General features: G+C 74.3%; 20 protein-coding genes. 7 read left to right on the top strand and 13 right to left on the bottom strand.

Features of this window, described 5'->3' with window-relative positions; all coding sequences use genetic code 11:
- Position 1 precedes the first annotated feature (1 nt).
- Positions 2-847 (top strand): ABC transporter permease, encoded by an 846-nt coding sequence (locus BJ993_RS02635; RefSeq protein ID WP_179647626.1) that lies wholly within the window; start codon positions 2-4, stop codon positions 845-847.
- A gap of 6 nt (positions 848-853) precedes the next feature.
- On the opposite strand, the gene BJ993_RS02630 is transcribed toward BJ993_RS02635, so the two are convergent.
- Positions 854-3964, bottom strand: coding sequence for an ATP-binding protein (locus BJ993_RS02630; RefSeq protein ID WP_179647625.1), 3111 nt, complete (start codon positions 3962-3964; stop codon positions 854-856).
- Between the two features lie 59 nt (positions 3965-4023).
- Between BJ993_RS02630 and BJ993_RS02625 the strand changes: the two genes are divergently transcribed.
- Entirely contained in the window at positions 4024-4440 is a 417-nt protein-coding gene (locus BJ993_RS02625) for an MmcQ/YjbR family DNA-binding protein (RefSeq protein ID WP_218864586.1), read from the top strand.
- Here BJ993_RS02625 and BJ993_RS02620 read toward each other — a convergent pair.
- Positions 4427-5248, bottom strand: a complete 822-nt coding sequence (locus tag BJ993_RS02620; protein ID WP_179647624.1) for an alpha/beta fold hydrolase — start codon at positions 5246-5248, stop codon at positions 4427-4429. The genes BJ993_RS02625 and BJ993_RS02620 overlap by 14 nt on opposite strands.
- A gap of 72 nt (positions 5249-5320) precedes the next feature.
- On the opposite strand from BJ993_RS02620, the gene BJ993_RS02615 reads away from it, so the two are divergent.
- Both BJ993_RS02615 and cimA read left to right on the top strand, forming a co-directional pair.
- Positions 5321-7012, top strand: a complete 1692-nt coding sequence (locus BJ993_RS02615) for a serine/threonine-protein kinase (RefSeq protein WP_179647623.1) — start codon at positions 5321-5323, stop codon at positions 7010-7012.
- 161 nt (positions 7013-7173) lie between these two features.
- Positions 7174-8781 (top strand): citramalate synthase, encoded by a 1608-nt coding sequence (cimA, locus tag BJ993_RS02610; RefSeq protein ID WP_179647622.1) that lies wholly within the window; start codon positions 7174-7176, stop codon positions 8779-8781.
- Positions 8782-8785: 4 nt separating this feature from the next.
- Here cimA and BJ993_RS02605 read toward each other — a convergent pair whose 3' ends face one another.
- Positions 8786-9382, bottom strand: a complete 597-nt coding sequence (locus BJ993_RS02605) for a TetR/AcrR family transcriptional regulator (protein ID WP_179647621.1) — start codon at positions 9380-9382, stop codon at positions 8786-8788.
- A 96-nt stretch (positions 9383-9478) separates the two neighbouring features.
- Here BJ993_RS02605 and BJ993_RS02600 point away from each other — a divergent pair, with 96 nt between their 5' ends.
- Positions 9479-10033 (top strand): NAD(P)H-dependent oxidoreductase, encoded by a 555-nt coding sequence (locus BJ993_RS02600; protein WP_036546901.1) that lies wholly within the window; start codon positions 9479-9481, stop codon positions 10031-10033.
- 60 nt (positions 10034-10093) lie between these two features.
- Entirely contained in the window at positions 10094-11518 is a 1425-nt protein-coding gene (locus BJ993_RS02595) for an amidase (protein ID WP_036546899.1), read from the top strand.
- 10 nt (positions 11519-11528) lie between these two features.
- Here the strand turns inward: BJ993_RS02595 and bioD are convergent, their stop codons facing one another.
- From bioD to BJ993_RS02560, 7 genes are all read right to left on the bottom strand, one after another.
- Positions 11529-12242 carry a dethiobiotin synthase gene (gene bioD / locus BJ993_RS02590; RefSeq protein WP_179647620.1) on the bottom strand — a complete coding sequence of 238 codons (714 nt, stop codon included), beginning with the start codon at positions 12240-12242 and terminating at the stop codon, positions 11529-11531.
- Positions 12239-13366 carry an 8-amino-7-oxononanoate synthase gene (locus BJ993_RS02585; RefSeq protein WP_179647619.1) on the bottom strand — a complete coding sequence of 376 codons (1128 nt, stop codon included), beginning with the start codon at positions 13364-13366 and terminating at the stop codon, positions 12239-12241. The genes bioD and BJ993_RS02585 overlap by 4 nt, the downstream gene beginning before the upstream one ends.
- On the bottom strand, positions 13363-14655 hold the full coding sequence (locus tag BJ993_RS02580) for an adenosylmethionine--8-amino-7-oxononanoate transaminase (protein WP_179647618.1): 1293 nt from the start codon (positions 14653-14655) through the stop codon (positions 13363-13365). The genes BJ993_RS02585 and BJ993_RS02580 overlap by 4 nt, the downstream gene beginning before the upstream one ends.
- A 4-nt stretch (positions 14656-14659) precedes the next feature.
- Positions 14660-15862 carry a biotin synthase BioB gene (gene bioB / locus BJ993_RS02575; protein WP_179647617.1) on the bottom strand — a complete coding sequence of 401 codons (1203 nt, stop codon included), beginning with the start codon at positions 15860-15862 and terminating at the stop codon, positions 14660-14662.
- A 97-nt stretch (positions 15863-15959) separates the two neighbouring features.
- Positions 15960-16571, bottom strand: a complete 612-nt coding sequence (locus tag BJ993_RS02570) for a CbiQ family ECF transporter T component (RefSeq protein ID WP_179647616.1) — start codon at positions 16569-16571, stop codon at positions 15960-15962.
- A gap of 8 nt (positions 16572-16579) precedes the next feature.
- On the bottom strand, positions 16580-17281 hold the full coding sequence (locus BJ993_RS02565) for an energy-coupling factor ABC transporter ATP-binding protein (RefSeq protein WP_179647615.1): 702 nt from the start codon (positions 17279-17281) through the stop codon (positions 16580-16582).
- A complete protein-coding gene (locus BJ993_RS02560) occupies positions 17278-17868 on the bottom strand; it encodes a biotin transporter BioY (protein WP_036546880.1) in 591 nt (196 codons plus the stop codon). Before BJ993_RS02560 ends, BJ993_RS02565 begins: the two co-directional genes overlap by 4 nt.
- A gap of 128 nt (positions 17869-17996) precedes the next feature.
- Between BJ993_RS02560 and BJ993_RS26460 the strand changes: the two genes are divergently transcribed.
- Complete coding sequence (locus BJ993_RS26460) at positions 17997-18497, top strand: TetR family transcriptional regulator (protein ID WP_179647614.1); 501 nt, start codon at positions 17997-17999, stop codon at positions 18495-18497.
- Here the strand turns inward: BJ993_RS26460 and BJ993_RS02550 are convergent.
- From BJ993_RS02550 to BJ993_RS02540, 3 genes are read right to left on the bottom strand one after another with little or no spacing between them, the layout of a single operon-like run.
- Entirely contained in the window at positions 18481-19293 is an 813-nt protein-coding gene (locus BJ993_RS02550; RefSeq protein ID WP_179647613.1) for a hypothetical protein, read from the bottom strand. The two genes, BJ993_RS26460 and BJ993_RS02550, sit on opposite strands and share 17 nt — an antisense overlap.
- Positions 19286-19822, bottom strand: a complete 537-nt coding sequence (locus BJ993_RS02545; protein ID WP_179647612.1) for an RNA polymerase sigma factor — start codon at positions 19820-19822, stop codon at positions 19286-19288. Before BJ993_RS02545 ends, BJ993_RS02550 begins: the two co-directional genes overlap by 8 nt.
- A gap of 19 nt (positions 19823-19841) precedes the next feature.
- Positions 19842-20594, bottom strand: a complete 753-nt coding sequence (locus tag BJ993_RS02540) for a hypothetical protein (RefSeq protein ID WP_179647611.1) — start codon at positions 20592-20594, stop codon at positions 19842-19844.
- Positions 20595-20683 lie beyond the last annotated feature (89 nt).

Raw genomic sequence — 20683 nt, 5'->3', positions numbered from 1 at the left:
CATGACCACCCTGCTCCCCGACACCACCACCGGCGCAGCCGTGCCGGCCGCCGCGAGCCCCCACCGCGAGCTCCCCGCCCGTCCCTCGCTGCGCGACACCGTCCACCAGACGCTCGCGATGGCGTGGCGGGCCACCAAGAAGATGCGCCGCAACCCGGAGCAGTTCTTCGACGTGACCCTGCAGCCGATCCTGTTCACCGCGATGTTCGCCTACATCTTCGGTGGCGCGATCTCCGGCTCGGTCGCGGACTACCTGCCGCTGATCATCCCGGGCATCCTCGCCCAGACCGCGCTCACCGCGTCGATGGCGACGGGCACGCAGATGCGCGAGGACATGGACAAGGGCGTCTTCGACCGGTTCAAGTCCCTCCCGATCGCGCGGATCGCCCCGCTGGCCGGCCCGATGCTCGCCGACCTGATCCGCTACGGCACGGCCGCGACGATCACCATCGTCGTCGGCCTGGCGATGGGCTACCGGCCCGGCGGCGGCTTCCTCGGCGTGCTCGCGGGCTGGGCGCTGACCATCTTCGCCGGCTGGTCGCTGTCGTGGATCTTCTGCTGGCTGGGCACGATCGCGCGCTCGGCGCAGGCCGTCCAGGGCATCGGCATGATGATCATGTTCCCGCTGACCTTCCTGTCCAACGCGTTCGTCCCGATGGACACGCTGCCGGGCTGGCTGGAGGCCTTCGTGAAGGTCAACCCGGTCTCGCACGTGGTGACCGCGGTCCGCGACCTGATGAACAACGGCGACCTCACCGGCCAGGTCGGCTGGGCGCTGCTGGGCTGCACCATCGTGGTCGCGATCTTCGCGCCGCTGGCGGTGCGGACCTACTCGCGCAAGATGTGACGCCCGTCAGAGCACGCGCGTGACGGCGGCGCGGGCCTCGGCCACCAGGTCGGGCCCGCGCCGTTCGCCGTACTCCGCCTCGATCTCCGCGAGTACGCCGGGCGCGCGCTCCTCGCACAGCGCGCGGGCCGGCTCCCACTGCATGGTGGGAGCGAAGCGGTAGTAGGAGAAGCGGTCGGCGAGCACGAGCACCCGGACCGCGTCCTCCGCCGGACCGTCCGTGCGCAGCAGCGCCCACAGGCCCAGCCCGAACAGGACGAGGCCGCCGACGGGGTAGTCCATGAAGGGCCGCTCGGGGTCGAGGGCGTCGAGCGCCCGGGCGGCGAGGGCGTCGCGCAGGTCGCGGCCCTCGTCGCCGCGTCCGTGCAGCGCGAACGCCGACACCGCCGCGGCCTCGCCGGAGATCGTCCACGGCGTGGTGACGTCGTCGGTGCCGGGCAGGCGCATCGCGCGGGTCGCCTCGGCCGCGACCCGGTGCAGGTGGAGGCCATCGGCCACCTCCCCGGTCAGGAGGGCGAGCTCCGCGCGGGTGCGCAGGATCGCGACGTCACCGCCGGGCATACCGGTCGGGGCGAGCGCGGCCAGTTCGGCGACCTGGGCCGACGCTGCGGCCAGGTCGCCGCCGATCATCGTCGAGGTCGCGACGATCGCCCTGTTCTGCACGGCGTCGTCGATGGCGCCGAGGCGCTCGAGCACGGGCAGGGCCAGCCGGGCGTGCTCCGCGGCCCGGACGGCGTCGCCCAGCTGGGCGTGCAGCTCGGAGAGCTGGGCGTCGATCATCGCCCGCCGCCACGGGCCCTCCTCGACGTGCACCAGCGGCAGCGCACGGTGCAGGGCCTCGACGGCGCCGTGCGGGTCGCCGCGGTTCTCCCACTGGTGGGCTGCCCACTGCAGGGCGAGGCAGCGCACCCACGGGTCCGGGTCGTCGATGAGGTGCGTGAGGTCGGTCGCGACGCCCTCGGTCTGGGCGAGGGTCACCCGGACCAGCGCCGCCAGGGCGGGATGGTCGGTGCCCTCGCCGAGGTCCTCCAGCTGCCCGGTGAGCTGCTCGGCGCCGTCGGAGCCCGTGAACCGCACGCTGAACAGCGTGATGCAGAGGGCCGAGCGGGCCGTGTCGGCCAGCTCCGGCGGGACCGCCCAGTCGTCGAGCACGCCGGCGACCGCCGGGGCGACGGTCATGCTGCGGAAGTGGTCGCCGCTGATCGACCAGTAGCCGCCGAGGGTCGCGAACAACCCGGCCACCGCGTCCTGGTCGCCGGCGCCGAGCGCCTCCCGCAGGACGTCGGCGAGGTTGGTCTCCTCCTCGCGGATCCGGTCCATGGCCTCGACCTGGTCGGTCGAGAACAGGCGGCTGCCCTCGCGGGCCGCGAAGTCGACGGCCCAGTCCTGCAGGGCGCGCGCGACCTTGTCGGACTCGCCCGCTGCCTCCCGCTGCAGGCGGCCGAACTCACGGACCGTCTCCAGCATCCGGAAGCGGGTGCCGTGGTCGGTGTCGGTGACGACCAGGAGCGACTGCTCGACGAGGTCCTCGACCGGCTCGAGCGCGTCGTCGCCGAGGACCGCCCCCGCCGCCTCGAGGGTGAACCCGTCGGGGAAGGCGGCGAGATAGCGCAGCGCCCGGCGCTCGCGCTCGTCGAGCAGGTTCCACGACCAGTCGATCACCGCGAGCAGGGTGCGGTGGCGGTCCGGGGCGCTGCGGTCGCCACCACGGAGCAGGGCGAAGCGGTCGTCGAGGCGCCGCGCGATCTCGGCGGGCTGCATGACCCGGACCTTCGCGGCCGCGAGCTCGATCGCCAGCGGCAGCCCGTCCAGCCGGTCGACGACCGAGCGGACCGCGTCGTCGTCGAGCCGGACCCCGGGACGCGCCGCCTCGGCGCGCGTGCGGAACAGGTCGACGGCGTCGTCCGTGCCGAGGTGGGGGAGCAGGTGGACGTGCTCGGCCGCGATCGCGAGCGGGGCCCGGGTCGTGGTCAGCACCCGCAGCTCGCGGGTGGTGGCGACGAGGAAGGCGACCAGGTCGGCGACCGCCTCCACGATGTGCTCGCAATTGTCCAGCACCAGCAGGGTCGGCGCCTGGTCGAGCTGCTGGGCGATCCGGGCCCGGATGTCGGCCCGCTGCTCCGCCGTGAGGGTACGACGCCCGCTGACCGAGTCGCGCACGCCGAGCGCCGAGCCGACCTCACCGACCAGGTCCTCCGGGTCGGTCACGCCGACCAGCTCGAGGAAGTGCACCACGGGCAGGCTGGCGGCGCGGGCCACGGTGTGGGCGAGGCGGGTCTTGCCGAGTCCGCCGGGGCCGACGATCGACACCACCCGGGCCGAGGTGAGCAGGCCCTCGATGGTGCGCAGGTCGGCGTCGCGACCGAGCAGCGGCCCGGCCTCGTAACGCAGTCCCTCGCGGACCGGGCTGTCCAGCGCCAGCAGCTCGCGGTGCACACGCTGCAGGTCCGGGCCGGGGTCGGCGCCGAGGCGCTCGCGCACGTCGGTGCGGTGCGCCTCGAAGAGCTCGAGCGCCGCCGCCGGGCCGCGGACCGTCGCGACGGCGTGGAGCAGGTCGGCGAGCAGGGGCTCGTCGTCGGGCGCTCCCGCGGCCGCCTCCTCCAGGCCGGGCAGCGCCTCGGCGTGCCGTCCGGAGCGGGCCAGCGCGCGGGCGCGGACGACGGCGGCGTCGCGGAGGTCGTGGTCCGCCCGTCGTCGTACCTCGGCGAGGGGACCGGCGGCCTGCTCGACCACCCCGGCCGGGGCGAGCGCGAGCGCGACCTCGGCGTGCTGGAGGGCGGCGGCCGGGTCGGTGGCGAGGATCTCGCGGGCGCGGCGCGTGCTGAGGCGGAGGTGGACGGCGTCGATGTGCTCGGGAGGGAGCGCGAGCCGGTAGCCGTCCCCGTCCGTCACCAGCGCGGCCGCGCCGATGGTCCCGCGCACGCGGGAGACCAGCACCTGCAGCGCCTTCGCCGGGTTGGCCGGCTCGTCCTCGCCCCAGACGAGGTCGACGAGGCGGTCGGTGCCGATGGTGCGCCCGGCGTCCGCGAGTGCCGCGAGCAGTGCCTGCGGCCGGTCGCCGGTGACCGGCGTGCCCTCCCACCGCACGCCGTCGAGCAGCGTCAGCTGGATCGGCACGGGGGAAGTCTAGGAGTCGGGTGGCGCGCCCCGGCGGCGCGCAGTGCTCTACTGGCGGTGTGGCCCACCCGATCATGTTCACCGACGACGACCCTGGTCTGGCCGAGCTGCGGCGGATCTGCCTCGCCCTCCCGGGCGCCGAGGAGCGGGTCAGCCACGGCCGGCCGACCTTCCGTGCGGGCAGGATCTTCGCGGCCTTCGGCGGATCGGAGCGGATCCGGCCGGGGGAGCACCGGATGGTGCCGGGCGCCTTCATCTTCACCCCCGACGACGTCGACCTGCCGGCGATCGACGCTGACGAGCGGTTCTTCGTGCCCGCCTACTACGGCCCCCACGGTGGCCGAGCGATCGACCTCGCCACGCCCGACATCGACTGGGCCGAGATCGCGGAGCTGGCCGACGCGTCCTACCGGCGGATCGCCTCGAGGAAGCTGCTCGCCGAGCTCGACGCCCGCGGCGGCGTCACGCCGGGCTGACCCGGGCGCCGCCCAGGAAGGCGGCGACGGCCGCCGCGACGTCGGCCGGGTGGGTGAGCATCAGGCCGTGGTCGGCCCCGGCCACCTCCGCCTGGAGGGCGTGGGGGAACCACTGGAGGGCCAGGTCCCGGGAGGCGGCGAACCACGGGCCGCTGCCGTCGGCGGCGACGTGCAGCACCGGGCAGCGGACCCGTCCGGCGCGGGTGGCGTCGAACCCCCACGCCAGCAGCGCCGGCATGTCGTGGACGAAGAAGGTGGCCGCGTCGCGCTCCATCTGCGCGACCGAGCCCGGCAGCGCTGCCTCGGTCGCGGGGTGCCAGTCCGCGCCCAGCAGCCGCGACAGCAGGGCGTCGAGCGCTGCCTCCGCTCCGTCGCGCGTGAAGACACCGGCGAGCTCGGCGTTCACCTCCGCGAACTCGCCCGCGAACGCCGTGTGCACGGGCGGCGGCTCCACGAGGACCACCGACGCGACGCGTTCCGGCCAGGTGGCCGCGACCTCGAGCACGACGGCGGTCGAGTACGAGAAGCCGAGCAGGTGGGCGGCCGGCAGGTCGAGCGCGTCCAGCAGCGCGATGCAGTCGGCGGCGTCGTCGCGGACGGCGGGCGGGTCGAGCGCGGGCCCGCTGGCGTCGTACCCGCGTCGGTGGGGGAGGACCCGCCGCCAGCCCGCCAGTGCGGGCTCCTGCGCGACGGGGAGAAGCTCGTCGGCGGTGAGCGCCGTCTGCACGAGCAGCAGGACGTCGGGGCCGTCGCCGAGGTCGGTCACGTCGAGCTCGGCGCCGTCCGGCAGCCGCACCAGGGTGCTCACCCGGCCATGCTCGCGCGGAATCCCTCGTGTGGCGAGCGCGTCGTGCACCGAAGTGCTGGGTAGCCTCGGTTCGTGACGACCCAGCCCGGCCCCACCCCTGTGCGGGTGGGCGACTACGCCCTGCTGACGAAGCTGGGCGAGGGCGGCATGGGCATCGTGCACCTGGCGCGGGGCTCGGACGGGCGCCGGGTCGCGCTGAAGGTGCTGCGTCCGCAGATCGTCGGCGACCAGGAGGCGCGCGGCCGGCTGGCCCGCGAGGTCAGCTCGCTCACGCGGATCCGCAGCCCGTGGGTGGCCGAGATGCTCGCCGCCGACCCGTGGGCCGACGTGCCCTATGTCGTCACCCGCTACGTGCCGGGGCTCTCGCTCCACGAGCACGTCGCCACGGAGGGCCCGGTCGACGGGTCCGACCTGAACTGGCTCGCCGGCTGCCTCGCCGAGGGTCTCGCCGCCGTGCACGCCGTCGGCGTCCTGCACCGCGACGTGAAGCCGGGCAACGTGCTGATGGAGGGTCGTACGCCGATCCTCATCGACTTCGGGCTCGCCCGCGTCGCCGACGACGTCCGGCTGACCCAGACCGGCTGGCTGCTCGGTACGCCGGGCTATCTCGCCCCCGAGATCCTGTACGGCGACGAGGCGACCCCCGCCGCCGACGTGCACGCGTGGGCGGCGACCGTCGCGTACGCCGCCAGCGGCCGGGCCCCCTACGGCCGCGGCCCGGCGATGGCGGTCATGGACCGCACCCGCCGTGGGCAGCACGACCTCTCCGGCATCCCGCGGCCGATGGCCGACGTCCTCGCCGCCGCGCTCCACCCCGACCCCCTGGAGCGACCGCTCCTCGACGAGGTCCTGGCCTGGCTGCGGCCGCTGAGCACGCGCCCCGAGCTGCCGCCGGTGCCGCCGCCGGGCGCCCTGTTCGACGGGCCGCCCGCGCCGGAGCAGGACGACTTCACGCTGCCGCTCGCGCTCGCCGCCCAGGCCGGTGCCCCCGACGCGCCGACCGTGGTGCCGGCTCCGCCCGCGCCGCCGACGCCGCGCACGATGCCCGAGCCGGTGTCGACCTCCCGGCCGGCGCAGCCCCCGCCGCCGGTCACGCTCCGGCAGGACGCGCCGCCGGCTCCCGACGCGATGCGGCGGATGGAGCAGGAGTGGGACCAGGCCAACGGCTTCGACCCCGAGGCCCCGTTCGCGCCCCAGCCGCAGGCGCCGCTGCCCGAGCGGCTGCGTCGCTGGACCGCGATCGGTGCGGGTGCCGTCGCCCTCGGCGCCGGCTTCGCGGCCGCCCCGTGGGTGGCCGCCCTCCTCGTCGTGCTCGCCGTGTGGCTGCTCCGTGCCGGCTCGCTGGCCGCGTCGGCGGTCGCGCAGCGTCGTACCGTCCGCGGCGCGAAGTGGTACGACGCCCTGCGCTGGCTCGCCACCAGCCCGTGGCACCTGGTCCGGGCCGTGACCGGGACGGTCGTCCTGGTGGCGTGGAGCGCCGGCCTGGGGCTCGCGGCGGGGCTGATCTGCTACGCGCTGGCCGTCGACGTGCCGGGCACGTTGATGGCATGCGGGGCCACCCTCGGCGTCGCCCTGTGGTCCGGTCCCGGCGGCAGCCGGTTCCGCTCGCCGGTCGCCCGGGTGCTCTTCCCGGCCTGCCGCAGCACGCTGCCGTGGCTGTTCCTGTGCGCCGGCCTGCTCGCGGTGGCGGCGGTCCTCGGCGTGCTGGTCGCGGGACAGGGCGTCAGCTGGATCCCGTGGTCGAGCGGTCCTTTCGGACTGTGACGGGGCGGCCGCGCGCGACGTGGCACACTGGCCTCGTGAGCACCATCACCTCGATCATTACCTAGCGCGTCCGGAGCATCCCGGACGCGCAGCCTCTCGTACCCCGGGAGGCTTTTGTTTTGCCTGCTTTGCCCTGTGACACGCACGCGAGAGATTCCCCGATGAACCAGCAGCTCGACCTCCACGGCGCCTTCCACGTCTACGACACGACCCTGCGCGACGGCATGCAGCAGGAAGGCCTCAACCCGACCGTCGCCGACAAGCTCGCGATCGCGCGGCACCTGGACGGCCTGGGTGTGGGCTACATCGAGGGCGGCTGGCCGGGGGCCAACCCGAAGGACACCGAGTTCTTCCGGCGCGCGGCGACCGAGCTCGACCTCAAGCACGCGCGGCTCGCGGCCTTCGGCGCCACCCGCCGCGCGGGCGTCCAGGCCGCCGACGACCCGCTGGTCGCGGCGCTCCGCGACAGTGGCGCGGGCGTGGTCACGCTGGTCGCGAAGTCGCACGTCGGCCACGTCGAGAAGGCGCTGCGGACCACGCTCGAGGAGAACCTCGCGATGGTCCGCGACACCGTCAGCCACCTGCGGGCCGAGGGGCAGCAGGTGTTCCTCGACGCCGAGCACTTCTTCGACGGCTACAAGCTCGACCGGTCCTACGCGCTCGAGGTGCTCCGCACGGCGTACGACGCCGGGGCGGAGGTGATCGCGCTGTGCGACACCAACGGCGGCATGCTGCCCGGCTGGGTCTCCGACGTCGTCCACGACGTGCTCGAGACCGCGCAGGTCCGGGTCGGCATCCACTGCCACAACGACACGGGCCTCGCCGTCGCGAACACCCTCGCGGCCGTCGACGCGGGCGCCACCCACATCCAGGGCTGCATCAACGGCTACGGCGAGCGCACCGGCAACGCCGACCTCGTCAACGTCGTGGCCAACCTCGAGCTGAAGCTCGACAGGCAGGTGCTGCCGCCGGGGCTGCTCACCGAGGCGACCCGGATCGCCCACGCCGTCGCCGAGGTGACCAACGTGCCGCCCGCCGCCCGGCAGCCCTACGTCGGCACGTCGGCCTTCGCGCACAAGGCCGGCCTGCACGCCAGCGCGATCAAGGTCGACCCCGACCTCTACCAGCACATGGACCCGGCCGGCGTCGGCAACGACATGCGCCTGCTGGTCTCGGAGATGGCCGGCCGCGCGTCGATCGAGCTCAAGGGCAAGGAGCTCGGCTTCGACCTGTCCGGCTCGCCGGACGTCGTCAACCGGGTCACCGCCCGGGTCAAGGAGATGGAGTCCCGCGGCTACACCTTCGAGGCCGCCGACGCCTCCTTCGAGCTGCTCCTCATCGAGGAGGCCGAGGGTCACCGGCCGTCGTACTTCGAGGTCGAGAGCTGGCGCGTGATCACCGAGACCCTCACCCACGCGCAGCCGGGGGAGGAGGCAGTCTCGGAGGCGACGGTCAAGCTCAAGGCCGCCGACGTCCGCTATGTCGTCACGGGCGAGGGCAACGGCCCCGTCAACGCGCTCGACCAGGCGCTGCGCTCGGCGATCGTGCAGGCCTTCCCGGAGATCGCGAAGTTCGAGCTGATCGACTTCAAGGTCCGCATCCTCGACCAGGGCCACGGCACCGACGCGATCACCCGCGTCCTGATCGAGACCAGCGACGGGGAGTCCTCCTGGGTCACCGTGGGCGTCGGCGCGAACATGATCGAGGCGTCGTGGGAGGCGCTCGTCGACGGCCTGACCTACGGCCTGCTGCGCCACCACGTGGGCTGAACCGTCAGCCGTCGTCCCGCACCACCCGGCGGATCAGGTCGGACCAACCTGCGAAGACCTGCTCCTCGCTCATCCCGCCGTGCTCGATCTGCTGGCGCAGCACGGGCAGGCTCAGCGGCGCGATCAGCGCCGTCGCGAGGTAGTGCAGGTTGCCCGTGACACCGAGCTGACCGAGCAGCAGGCGCACGTGCATGCTCGCGAAGCCGAGCACGGCGTAGTTCTCGCCCCACGTGCGGCCGGCCGCCTCGATGAGCGCGCCCTGGTCGAGGTGGAGGCGCAGCCGGGAGGCGCCGAACGCCAGCAGCCTCTCCATCGGGGGAGCGCCGGGGCCGAGTGGCGGCGGGCCGCTGATCACGCCGGCCTGCCACTCCTCCTCGCGGTGGTTGAGCAGGGAGGCCATCAGGCCCTCGCGGCTGCCGAAGCGTCGGAAGACCGTGCCCTTGCCGACGCCGGCCTTCGCGGCGACGGCGTCCATGGTCAGCGCGTCGACGCCGCACCCGCCCATCAGCTCGGCGGCAGCGTCGAGCAGGGCCCGGCGGTTGCGGGCAGCGTCGCGCCGCTCCGGAGGCGTCGACACGAGGAGCGGAAGGTCCTTCGACATGGTGCAGCCACCCTAGGCGGGACCACCGACGTCCGCCTGCGAAAAAAGATCGAAGCTCCCGGGAATGAAAGCGGACCGTGGTCCGTTTCGACCATCATGACTGACACCACCACCCGCGTCGCCGTCCTCGTCGGAAGCCTCCGCGCCGACTCCCTGAACCGCCGGATCGCCGAGATCCTCAAGGCCGAGGCCCCCGCCGGTGTCGAGCTCGACATCGTCGACGGTCTCGACCAGGTCCCGTTCTACAACGAGGACATCGACGGTGCCTCGGCTCCCGCCGCCGCCACCGCCCTCCGCGAGCGCGTCGCCTCCGCCGACCGCGTCCTCGCCGTCACCCCCGAGTACAACGGCACCATGCCCGCCGTCCTCAACAACGCCATCGACTGGATCTCGCGCCCCTACGGCGCCGGCGCCATCGTGGGCAAGCCGTTCGGCGTCATCGGCGCCACCCCGACGCCGTACGGCGGCAAGTGGGCCCACGGCGACACCGCCCGCTCCGCCGGCATCGCCGGTGCGATCGTGGTCGAGGACGTCACCGTCTCGCAGCCGGCCGTCGACGTCGACCCGACCACCGACCCCGAGGTCCGCGCCAAGCTGCTCGCCGCGCTCGGCACCCTGGTCGAGTTCGCGCCGGCCACCAGCGCCGCGTGACCCACTGAGGTTTCGAGGCTCGCAGGCTCGCACCTCAACCACCGGCACTAGGGTCAGGTCGTGGCCGATCTCCACGACCTGACCGCCCTCGAGCAGGGCGCCCTGATCCGCTCCGGCGAGATCAGTGCGGTCGAGCTCACCGAGCACTACCTCGAACGCGCCGCGCGTCTCCCCAGGGAGTACGTCGACGGCGCGTTCGCCTTCCTCGACCCGGACGCCGCGCGGCGCCGGGCCCGCGAGGTCGCGGCCGTCGGACCGGTCGGCGACGGGGCGTCGCCGCTGGCCGGCGTACCGACGGCGATCAAGGACCTCAACCTGACCCGGGGCGTGCCGACGGCCTTCGGGTCGCCGGCCTTCGCCGACTACGTGCCGGAGGTCTCCGACGGCGTGACCCTGGCGATCGAGGACGCCGGGATGGTCAGCCTCGGCAAGACCAGCACGCCGGAGTTCGGCTCGCCCTGCTACACCGAGCCGGAGGGCCGGCCGGCCGCCGTCACCCCGTGGGACACCTCGCGGATGGCGGGCGGCTCGTCGGGAGGGGCCGCGTCGGCGGTCGCGGCCGGGCTGGTCTCCGTCGCCCAGGGCTCCGACGGCGGCGGCTCGATCCGGATCCCGGCCGCCTGCTGCGGTCTCGTCGGCCTCAAGCCGACCCGCGGCCGGATCAGCGGCTTCCCGATGTACGGCGACCCGGTCGGCCTCGCCACGTCGGGCTCGATCGCCCGCACGGTCGCCGACGCGGCGGCCCTGCTCGACGTGCTGGCCGGGCGGCGGGCCGGCGACCCCGCCTGGGCGCCCGAGCCGTCCGGCACCTTCCTCGCGGCCGCCGGCCGCGACCCCGGCCGGCTCCGCATCGCCTGCTTCGACACCCCGGTGATCGCGGACGTCGAGGTCGACCCCGAGGTGCTCGCCGCCTACGACGCCACGACGCGGCTGCTGTCGTCGCTCGGCCACGTGGTCGAGGACGTGCCCGTGCCGATCCCACCCGAGGCGGTGCCGGTGTTCGAGACCTGCTGGGCGGTGCTGACCGCCATGTCGACGGTGCCGCTGTCGGCGGCGCAGGCGGAGCTGGTCCGCCCGCTCACCCGGTGGCTGGGGGAGCGCGGCACGGCGGTCTCCGGCCCGGAGTTCGGGCTCGCCATCGGTCAGCTGCGGCGCTTCGCCGGCGAGGCGCTGGTCGCCCTGGCGCCGTACGACATCGTGCTGACGCCGACCCTCGCGACCGTGCCGCTGCCCGTCGGGGCGATCCGCGACGACGCCGACCCGGCCGCCGACTTCGAGGCGCAGAAGCGCTTCACCCCGTGGACCTCGGCCTGGAATGTCACCGGCATGCCGGCGATCTCGCTGCCGCTGCACCAGTCCGCCGCCGGCCTGCCCATCGGCATGATGCTCGCCGCCCGCCCCGCCGAGGAGGAGCTGCTGCTCTCACTGGCCGCCCAGCTCGAGGCCGCGCTGCCCTGGCAGGACCGCCGCCCGCCGCTCTGGTAGCCGCGAGCGATCAGGCGAACCAGGTGGGTGCGGCGGCTCGGAAGTCGTCGCCGGGGAGGGAGCCCGCCCCCTCGGGGACCACGGCGAGCACGGGGACGCCGGTGATGCGGGTGAGGTCGGCGCGGTTGCAGGTCTCCGCCAGACCGGGGGTGGAGGGCCAGGAGCCGATGACCAGCCCGGCGGGCTCGACCTGGACCGCGCGGAGGGCGGTGACGGTGAGCTCGGTGTGGTTGAGGGTGCCGAGGCCCGCGCGGGTGACGACGACGACCTCGACGGGTGAGGAGACGACGCCGTCGGGTCCCCGGCGGCGCAGGGCGAAGGTCAGGTCGCGGGCGATGTCGAGGAGGGTGCCGCCCTCGGCGTCGAGGCGCACGAGGAGGCCGCCGGCTCCTTCGACCAGGACCAGGTCGTACGACGGCAGCAGCTCGCGGATCCGCGCCACGTGCTGGCGCACGGAGGGGATCGCCACGCCCTGGCGGCGGGCGGCGGTGTCGGGGGCCAGCGGCTCGTCCAGCGCGACGAGCTGCACGGCGTCCACGCCGGCGAGCGACCGCACGGTGTCGACGTCGGGGACGTCCGGGTCGTCGCCGCCGATCCCGGTCTGCACCGGCTTCACGACGAGCACCCGCTCGCCGGCCGCCGCGGCACGGGCGGCGAGGGCAGCGGTCGCGATCGTCTTCCCGACGCCGGTGTCCGTGCCGGTGACCACCACGACGCGGGTCACTGGTGCTCCTTCACGAGCTCGACGAGGACGTCGACCGCGCGCGCCCAGTCGTCGGCCGGCACCCCGGCGGTGACCGTGATCCGCAGCCGCGAGATGCCGTCGGGGACGGACGGCGGGCGGAAGCAGCCGACCCGCAGGCCGGCCTCGAGGGCGGCGGCCTGGGCGGCCACCGCCGCCTGCGGCGACGACATCGGCACCGACAGCACCGCGCCCGCGGGTGCGACCACCCCGAGCGCGTCGGCCAGGGCCGCGACCCGGGTCCGCACGGTCTCGCCCAGCTCGGGACGGCGACGGATCTCGCGGAGCGCGGCCAGCGCGCCGGCGGTCGCGGCGGGTGCGAGGCCGGTGTCGAAGATGAACGGCCGCGCCCGGTTGACCAGGTGCTCGCGCAGCGCGGCCGGGCCCAGGATCGCGCCACCCTGGCTGCCGAGCGACTTCGACAGGGTGGCGCTGACGACGACGTGCGGCAGGCCGGCCAGGCCGAGCGTGGCGACCAGGCCGGGGCCGTGGACGCCGACGCCGTGCGCCTCGTCGACGACCAGCAGGGCGTCGTACTCCTCGCAGAGGGCGGCCAGCTCGACCAGCGGAGCGGCGTCGCCGAGCACGGAGTAGACGGACTCGACGAGCACGATGGCCCGCTCCCCGGCCTCCGCCGCGACGACCAGGCCGGCGTGGACGGCGTCCACGTCGCTGTGCGGCACCACCGTCAGGGCCGCGCGCGAGAGGCGCACCGCGTCGACCAGCGAGGCATGGATGTGCGCGTCGGAGATGACCCGGACCGTGCGGTCGGCGAGGGCGGTGACGATCGCGAGGTTGGCGTGGTAGCCGGTCGAGAACACCAGCGCCGAGGGCTGGCCGAGGTAGTCGGCGAGCTCCTGCTCGAGCTCGGCGTGCAGGGCGAAGGTGCCCGTCACGAGGCGCGACGCGCTCGCTCCCGAGCCCCACGCCAGCGCGGCGTCGGCCGCCGCCTGCCGGACACCCGGGTCCCGGGCGAGGCCGAGGTAGTCGTTGCCGGCGAGGTCGATCGTCGGGTCGTCGGCGGACCGCTCACGCAGCCGCCGGGTCAGCCCGGCCTCCTCCCGCTTGCTCGCCTCAGCCGCGAGCCAGTCCTGCCACGCACTCATCCGGCACGCACCGCCGCTCCGATCCCTGCGACGAGCGTGTCCAGCTCGTCGTCGCTGATGACATAGGGCGGCATCGCGTAGACCAGGTCCCGGAAGGGCCGCAGCCACACGCCCGCCTCGATGGCCGCCTCGGTCGCCGCCACCACGTCGACGTCGTGGTCGAGCTGGACGACACCGACCGCACCGAGGGTGCGCACGTCGCGCACGCCCGGCAGGTCGCGCAGCGGCGCCAGGCCGGACGACAGCCGGTCGCCGATGTGGCCGACGGTCGCGGCCCAGTCCTGGCCGAGGAGCACGTCGATCGACGCGCTCGCGACCGCGCACGCCAGCGGGTTGCCCATGAAGGTCGGCCCGTGCATCACGACCCCCGACTCGCTGGCGGAGATGCCCCGCGCGACGGCGTCGGTGGTGAGGACGGCGGCGAGGGTGAGATAGCCGCCGGTCAGCGCCTTGCCGACGCAGAGGATGTCGGGGGTGACCAGCTCGCTGACGAAGAGGTGGCCGGTGCGGCCGAATCCGGTGGCGATCTCGTCGAACACGAGCAGGAGGCCGTGCTCGTCGGCGACCTCCCGCAGCACCTGCAGGCACGCGGGCGGGTAGGGCCACATGCCACCGGCGCCCTGCAGCAGTGGCTCGACGATGATGCCGGCGAGCTCGTGGTGGTGCTGGTCGGCGACGTGGCGCAGCGTCGTCGCCCACTGCGCGATGTCGGCGTCCGGTGCGGCAGCGGCCGGCGGCTGGGGAGAGAACACCTGCTGCGGCAGGAGGCCCTGCCACATCGCGTGCATCCCGCCGACCGGGTCGGTGACGCTCATGCAGTCGAAGGTGTCGCCGTGGTAGCCGCCGAGGACGGTGAGCATCCGGGTGCGGTCGGGCCGGCCGACCCCACGCTGGTACTGCAGCACCATCTTCATCGCGACCTCGACCGACACCGAGCCGGAGTCGGCGAGGAAGACCCGCTCCAGCGGCTCGGGCGTCATCGCGACCAGCCGGCTGCCCAGCTCCACGGCCGGCGCGTGGGTCAGCCCGCCGAACATCACGTGGGAGAACTCCGCGGCCTGCTCGCGCAGGGCCGCGTCGAGGACCGGGTGGCGGTAGCCGTGGATCGCCGACCACCACGACGACATGCCGTCGACGACCTCGCGGCCGTCGTACACGTCGCCGAGCCGGAGGCGCGCGCCGGACGCGCCGGTGACCAGCCGCACCGGGGTGGGCTCGGTCATCGACGTGTACGGGTGCCAGAGGTGCGCGCGGTCGAACGCGAGCACGTCGGCGGCTACGGCGGTCATGGGCTCAGGCGTTGGCGGCGACCTCGGTGCCCGCGCCCCGCGCGCGGATCACCGGCTTGTTGTCCTCGGCCGACGACGGGGCGGGCGCCTGGGCGACCGAGCAGCCGCCGCACCCGTCGCCGCAGCCGGTGCCGGCGGACGAGCCGCACGGCGTCGTCGCGTGCGCGCGGTGGACGGTGGCCGCGTTGGCCTCGTGGGTCGCGATCAGCTCGGCGAAGCCGGCGTCGTCGAGGCCGAGGATCGAGAAGCCGTTGTCGCGCAGCATGTGCAGGTCGGCGAGCGCGTCCTGGCCCTCGGAGGTGAGGTAGTCGCCGAGGAAGATCGAGTTGGCGACGTGCAGCGCGGTCGCCTGCAGCGTGCGCAGGTGCATCTCGCGGCCGCCGGCGATGCGGATCTCCTTGTCGGGGCACACGAAGCGCGCCATCGTCAGGATCTTCACGCAGCGGGTGGGGGAGAGCTCCCACGTGTTCTGGTACGGCGTCCCGTCGAACGGCATCAGGAAGTTCACCGGGATCGAGTCGGTGTCGAGCGCCTTCAGCGCGAAGAGCGCCTCCACGAGCTGCTCGTCGGTCTCGCCGAGCCCGGCGATCAGGCCGGAGCAGGGCGACAGCCCGGCCGACTTCGCCTTGCCGATCGTGTCGACGCGGTCGGCGTAGGTGTGGGTCTGGACGATGTTGTCGTGGTGGGACTCGGCCGTGTTGATGTTGTGGTTGTAGGCGTCGACGCCGGCCGACTTGAGCCGCTCGGCCTGCCCGTCCTTGAGCAGCCCGAGGCAGGCACAGACCTCCACGCCGTCGTACTCGTCCTTGAGGGCCTCGGTCATCTCGACGACCTTGTCGATGTCGCGGTCGGAGGGACCGCGGCCCGACGACACCATGCAGACGCGGGTCGCGCCGCCGCGCAGGCCGGCGCCGGCCTGCTTGAGGGTCTCGTCCTTCGACAGGTAGGAGTACTTGAGGATCGGCGCCTCGGAGCCCATCGCCTGGCTGCAGTAGTTGCAGTTCTCGGGGCACAGGCCCGACTTCAGGTTGACGAGGTAGTTGACCTTGACGGTGTTGCCGAAGTGCTCGCGGCGCAGCCGTCCGGCCGCCGCGACGAGGAACATCAGCTCGTGGTCGGGCGCCCGGAGCACCGCGAGCGCGTCCGCCTCGGTCGCGGCGCCGCCCTCGAGGATGCGGGTCGCGAGCGCGTCGAAGTTCGTGGTCATGGGTGCTCCTTGCGGGCGAGGCGGCCTAACTGAACAGTGTTCAGGTGGGAAGGATAGCCGGGATCGGCCGGCACGTCGAGACCGTCCCGGGGCCGGGTCAGTCGTCGCCGATGCCCCGCGCGTGCAGCGCCTCGCCCGTCGCCCGCGCGTGCGCGACCACCCGGATCACCAGCGGGGTGAGGTACGCGCGAGGGCTCCGCTCGAGCCCACGCGCCCGGGCGGCGTCCCGCGTCTCGGCCGCGATCTCGAGCGTCAGCGGGATGCCGCGGACGAGCAGCGAGAAGGCCAGCGCGACCAGCTCGGGCCGCACGCCGAGGGCGCGGAACGGCTCGAGCCACCGGGTGATCGCGTCGACCATCCGCTCGATCGACGTCGTCGTGGTGAAGGCCGTCGCGAGCAGCACCATCGCCACCAGGCTGCCGACCACGACGAACGCCCGCTCGCCGCCCTGCTGCCAGCACTGGTACGCCGCCAGCAGCGCCAGGCCGATCGCCACGCCCCGCAGCGCCCGGGCCGCCCGCAGCAGCCGTACGCCCGCCACCGCGCAGGCCAGCAGTCCGAGAGCCAGCAGCGTCGCCGTCGTCGGGACCCCGCGCAGGGCGACGCCGGCCGCGCTGAGGACCAGCAGCCCGAGCAGCTTGGCGCCGACGGGCAGCCGGTGCAGGACGGAGGTGCCGGGCTGGTAGTCGCCGAGCGGGCTGGCTGCCACCGGGCGCCTCAGCTCGCGCCGGCGCGGTAGTGCGCGACCACCTCGGCGGGCGCACCGTCGGCGACCACGCGACCGTCGTCGACGAGGAGCGCGCGGTCACAGCGCAGCGCGAGGTCGAGGTCGTGCGTCGCGACGACCAGCTGCTGGGGGAGCCCCAGCAGCAGGTCGCCGATCCGGCGGGCGTTGCGGAGGTCGAGCAGCGTCGTGGGCTCGTCGGCGACGAGGATCGCGGGATCGGTGGCCAGTACGCCGGCGATGGCGAGCAGCTGGCGCTGGCCGCCCGACAGTGCGTGCACGCTGCGCTCGCCCAGCCCCTCCAGCCCGTACGACGTCAGCACCTCCCGCGCCGCGGCGGCCCGCTCCTCGCGTCCGCGGACCCGGTGGCGCAGCGACAGCGCGACGTCCTCCAGCACCGTCGGCATCACCAGCTGCGCCGTCGGGTCGGTGAAGACGAAGCCGACCCGGCGTCGCACCTCCCGGCCCTTGCGGGCGACGTCGAGACCGTCGACGACGACCCGCCCGGACGTGGGCTCGACGAGCCCGTTGACGAGCCGGGCGAGGGTCGACTTGCCGGAGCCGTTGGGGCCGACGAGGGCGATCCGCTGCTCGGTCAGCTCGAGCGAGGTCTCGTGCAGCACGGTGACCTCCGGCGTGGGGCCACCCGGCGTCGCTGCCCGGACGACGACCCGGTCGAGCTCGATCCGGCTCATGCGGTGGCCGCGACCGGCTCCTGCGACCTCGTCCGGCGCGCGACCAGGTCGGGGAAGGCGCGGTGCACCGCGGTGGCGACCAGCGCCATCACGACGTTCTTGGCGATGTCGCCCGGGAAGTAGGCGGTGTCGATGACGAAGGCGTCCTTGATGCCCATGTCGCCGCGCCACGCGAGGTTGAGCGGGCCGAGGGTGTGGATGAACACCACGCTGCTGAGCAGGCCGCAGGTGAAGACGACCGCGAACTGCGTGGCGTTCTCGCGCTTGCGGTGCACGAGATAGCCGCACAGTGCGGCGGCCAGCGGGAAGGCCACCAGGTAGCCGGCGGTGAGGCCGCTGTAGTGCGCGATGCCGGAGGTGCCCCCCGAGTAGATCGGCAGCACGAGGCCGGCGACGAGGTAGAGGACGACCGCGAGGAAGCCCCGCACGGGGCCGAGCACGGCGCCGGCGAGCAGGACGCCGAAGGTCTGCAGCGAGTAGGGGACGCCCACCCCGGTCTTGATCTCGGGGAGCAGGGCGCACACGGCGATCAACGCGGCGAAGCCGGCGACCAGGGCGACGTCGGTGGTGGGGGTACGGCGGTTCATCGTCCACTCTCAGGGGTGCTCGGGGGGATCGCGGCTCGACGGCCGCGCGAACTGAACGGTGTTCAGGTTAGGCTGGTGCCGCGACCGGGGTCAAAGCGGGCCCGGCGAGCGGTGTTCGAGGAGGTCGGGTGCGCTACCGGCGGCAGGACGTGGTCGAGCGGGCGATCGCCGTGCTCGACGAGCGCGGCATCGATGGGCTGACGATGCGCAAGCTCGCGGCCGACCTGGGCGTGCAGCCCGGCGCGCTCTACCACCACTTCGCGGGCAAGGACGCGCTGCTGCAGGCGGTCGCCGACGAGATCCTGCGGCGCGGACGCCGGCCCGCGGAGATCATGGCGTGGGACGCCGAGCTGCAGCTGCTGTGCCTCGGCCTGCGCGACGCGATGCGGCGCCACCGCGACGGAGCGCTCCTCATCGCCCAGGTGCACCGCGCGGACGCGGAGGCGCTGGAGCAGCCGCTGCGCGCCGCCCTCGACCGGGCCGGGGCGGCCGACGACCTCGCCCGGGTCGGGGCCCGCGCGCTGGTCCGGTTCGTGCTCGCCCACGAGGACGACGAGGCGGTCGACTTCGCCCTCGGCCTGGGGCTCCTTCTCGACGGGCTGCGCCAGCGGGTCAGTCCGTCGGCGTGAAGGTGATGCTCTGCGGCGTCTGCGGTGCCTCGTCGAACCGGCCGGCCGGGCATCCCCAGCAGTTCTGCTGGACGACGACCCGTCGGCCGTCCACGTCGAGGACCCACCAGCGCCCGAGATAGGGCGCCGGACCGCCCACGGCCGTCTCGGGGTTCCCGGGCAGCTTGACCGCGCCGCCCTCGCACCGTGAGTCGTCGAAGGTGTCGGGCACCCGCGCCTCCAGGTAGATCGCGTCGGCTCCACCGAGCTGGACGTGCGCGGGCCGGGACACCTCGTAGACCGGCAGGTCGACGAGCGCCCGGACCAGGTCGTCGACGGTCGGTCCGACGGGCGCGAGCCGGGGGTCGGTGCAGGGATCACGCGGGACGCCGTACGCGTCGCCGGCGACCTCGGTCTTCACGATGAAGTCCTGGGTCGCGAGGAAGAGGCCGCCGTCGTGGGCGGTGGTGCGGTCCGGCAGGTCGATGTCGAACGAGAGGTGGCCGTCGACCGGCACCCGGTACCGGCCGGCCGCGACGTCGACCGACGTCTCGCCGGGTGCCGCGTCCGGCAACGCCCGGACCGCCTGCGGCGACTCGCCCTGCGTCTCGGTCGGGTCCTTGGCCGGCTCGACGGTGCCGTCCCGGCCGCCGGTGCTCAGGATGCCGATCCCGCCACCGACCAGGGCCAGGGCCGCCACGGCAGCGACGACCGCTCCGGCCAGCCGTTGCCGCCGGTGCGCGGTGCGCTCCAGCGTGGCGAACTCCGGCGGCACGACCTCACGTGCGAGGTCCCTCAGCTGCTCCCAGTCAGCCATGGCTCGGCTCCTCCCTCTCGCTCGCCGGATCCCTCTCGGCCATCAGCTCCGCGAGCCGTTGGCGCCCCCGCCCGAGCCGGGACTTGACCGTGCCCACCGGCAGCCCGAGCTGCTCGGCGATCTCGGACACGGGCAGGTCGGCCAGGTGGTGCAGGACCACCGCCTCGCGCTGGTCCGGGTCGAGCAGCGCCAGCGCCGCCACCAGGGCGACGTGCTCGGGGCCGACCTCGACGGTCGGCTCGTCGGGCCGGTCCAGCGCCTGGTGGCGGCGTACGACGGCGAGGTGGCGCCAGCCGCGGTGGAGCCGGCGCAGGGCCACGGTCCTGACCCACGCCTCGGGGTTGGCGACGGAACGGAGGGTCCGGTGCTTGCGGATCGCGGTGATGAAGGCCTCCTGCACCGCGTCCTCCGCATCGGTCAGGTCGCCGCAGATGGCGTACATCTGCACGACCAGCCGGCGGTACGACGCGGCGTACAGGGCCTCGATGCCCTCTGCCGCGCGCCTGCCGTCCACCAGCACCTCCGTCATGTCGTTCAACCGTCCCGCATCACGGGGTCGCTGTGAAGGTGATGGTCCCGGCCGTCTTCGGCGCACGGGCGAGGTCGCGGTCCGAGCACCCCCAGCAGTTCTGCTGTACGACGACCCGTCGGCCCTCGACGTCGAGGACCCACCAGCGACCGGTGTAGGGCGCGGGCCCGCCGACCGCGGTGTCCGGGTTGCCGGGCAGCTGCACGGCACCGCCGGCGCACTTCGAGTCGTCGTAGCCGCGAGGGACCCGCGCCTCGAGGTAGGCGCCCTCGGCACCGCCGAGCTCGACCGCCTCGGGAGCCGAGACCTCGTAGGCCGGCAGGTCCGACAGCGCGGCGACGAGGTCCTCGACCGTGCTGCCCGCGGGCTCGATGGTCTGGTCGGTGCACGGGTCGCGCGGGACGCCGTACTCCTCGCCGGCGAGCTCGGTCTTGAGCACGAAGCTCGGGGTGGCGAGGAAGAGCCCGTTGTCGTGGACCGTGCTGCCGGCCGGCAGGGTGACGTCGAACGACAGGGCGTCGTCGAGCCTCACGCGGTAGCGGCCGGCGGCGACGTCGATGGACGTCCCGCCGGTCGGGGCCTCGGGGAGGGCGAGCACGCCCGCGGGCAGGTCGGCCGGGGTGGACGGGGTGGACCCGGCGGGCTCGCTGGACTCGCTGGAGGACGGCGTGGCCGTCGTGTCGTCATCTGCATCGCTGTCGGAGCAGGCGCCCAGGAGGGCGGTCGCCGCGGCGAGGGCGACCGACGTCCGGAGGAGGGAGGTGGTTCTCATGAACCCACGAGGTCCGGGGTACCGCCCAGGTTCCCGGGACGCCCCATTCTTTACCTGGAGCGTCTCTGCCCGCGCGGGCGGCGTTCGGC

The sequence above is a fragment of the Nocardioides aromaticivorans genome (assembly GCF_013408525.1).
Classification (GTDB): Bacteria; Actinomycetota; Actinomycetes; order Propionibacteriales; family Nocardioidaceae; genus Nocardioides; species Nocardioides aromaticivorans.
The sequence above is the reverse complement of the archived record's forward strand: the minus strand, read 5'-3'. Positions and strand labels throughout refer to the sequence as shown.

What these genes read in the sequence shown, in the direction of transcription:
- BJ993_RS02560 (WP_036546880.1), bottom strand. Translation starts at nt 17,868, where the DNA reads ATGAACCGCCGTACCCCCACCACCGACGTCGCCCTGGTCGCCGGCTTC.
- cimA (WP_179647622.1), top strand. Translation starts at nt 7,174, where the DNA reads ATGAACCAGCAGCTCGACCTCCACGGCGCCTTCCACGTCTACGACACG.
- BJ993_RS02540 (WP_179647611.1), bottom strand. Translation starts at nt 20,594, where the DNA reads ATGAGAACCACCTCCCTCCTCCGGACGTCGGTCGCCCTCGCCGCGGCG.
- BJ993_RS02580 (WP_179647618.1), bottom strand. Translation starts at nt 14,655, where the DNA reads ATGACCGCCGTAGCCGCCGACGTGCTCGCGTTCGACCGCGCGCACCTC.
- BJ993_RS02635 (WP_179647626.1), top strand. Translation starts at nt 2, where the DNA reads ATGACCACCCTGCTCCCCGACACCACCACCGGCGCAGCCGTGCCGGCC.
- BJ993_RS02605 (WP_179647621.1), bottom strand. Translation starts at nt 9,382, where the DNA reads ATGTCGAAGGACCTTCCGCTCCTCGTGTCGACGCCTCCGGAGCGGCGC.
- BJ993_RS02565 (WP_179647615.1), bottom strand. Translation starts at nt 17,281, where the DNA reads ATGAGCCGGATCGAGCTCGACCGGGTCGTCGTCCGGGCAGCGACGCCG.
- BJ993_RS02600 (WP_036546901.1), top strand. Translation starts at nt 9,479, where the DNA reads ATGACTGACACCACCACCCGCGTCGCCGTCCTCGTCGGAAGCCTCCGC.
- bioB (WP_179647617.1), bottom strand. Translation starts at nt 15,862, where the DNA reads ATGACCACGAACTTCGACGCGCTCGCGACCCGCATCCTCGAGGGCGGC.
- BJ993_RS02545 (WP_179647612.1), bottom strand. Translation starts at nt 19,822, where the DNA reads ATGACGGAGGTGCTGGTGGACGGCAGGCGCGCGGCAGAGGGCATCGAG.
- BJ993_RS02585 (WP_179647619.1), bottom strand. Translation starts at nt 13,366, where the DNA reads ATGAGTGCGTGGCAGGACTGGCTCGCGGCTGAGGCGAGCAAGCGGGAG.
- BJ993_RS02550 (WP_179647613.1), bottom strand. Translation starts at nt 19,293, where the DNA reads ATGGCTGACTGGGAGCAGCTGAGGGACCTCGCACGTGAGGTCGTGCCG.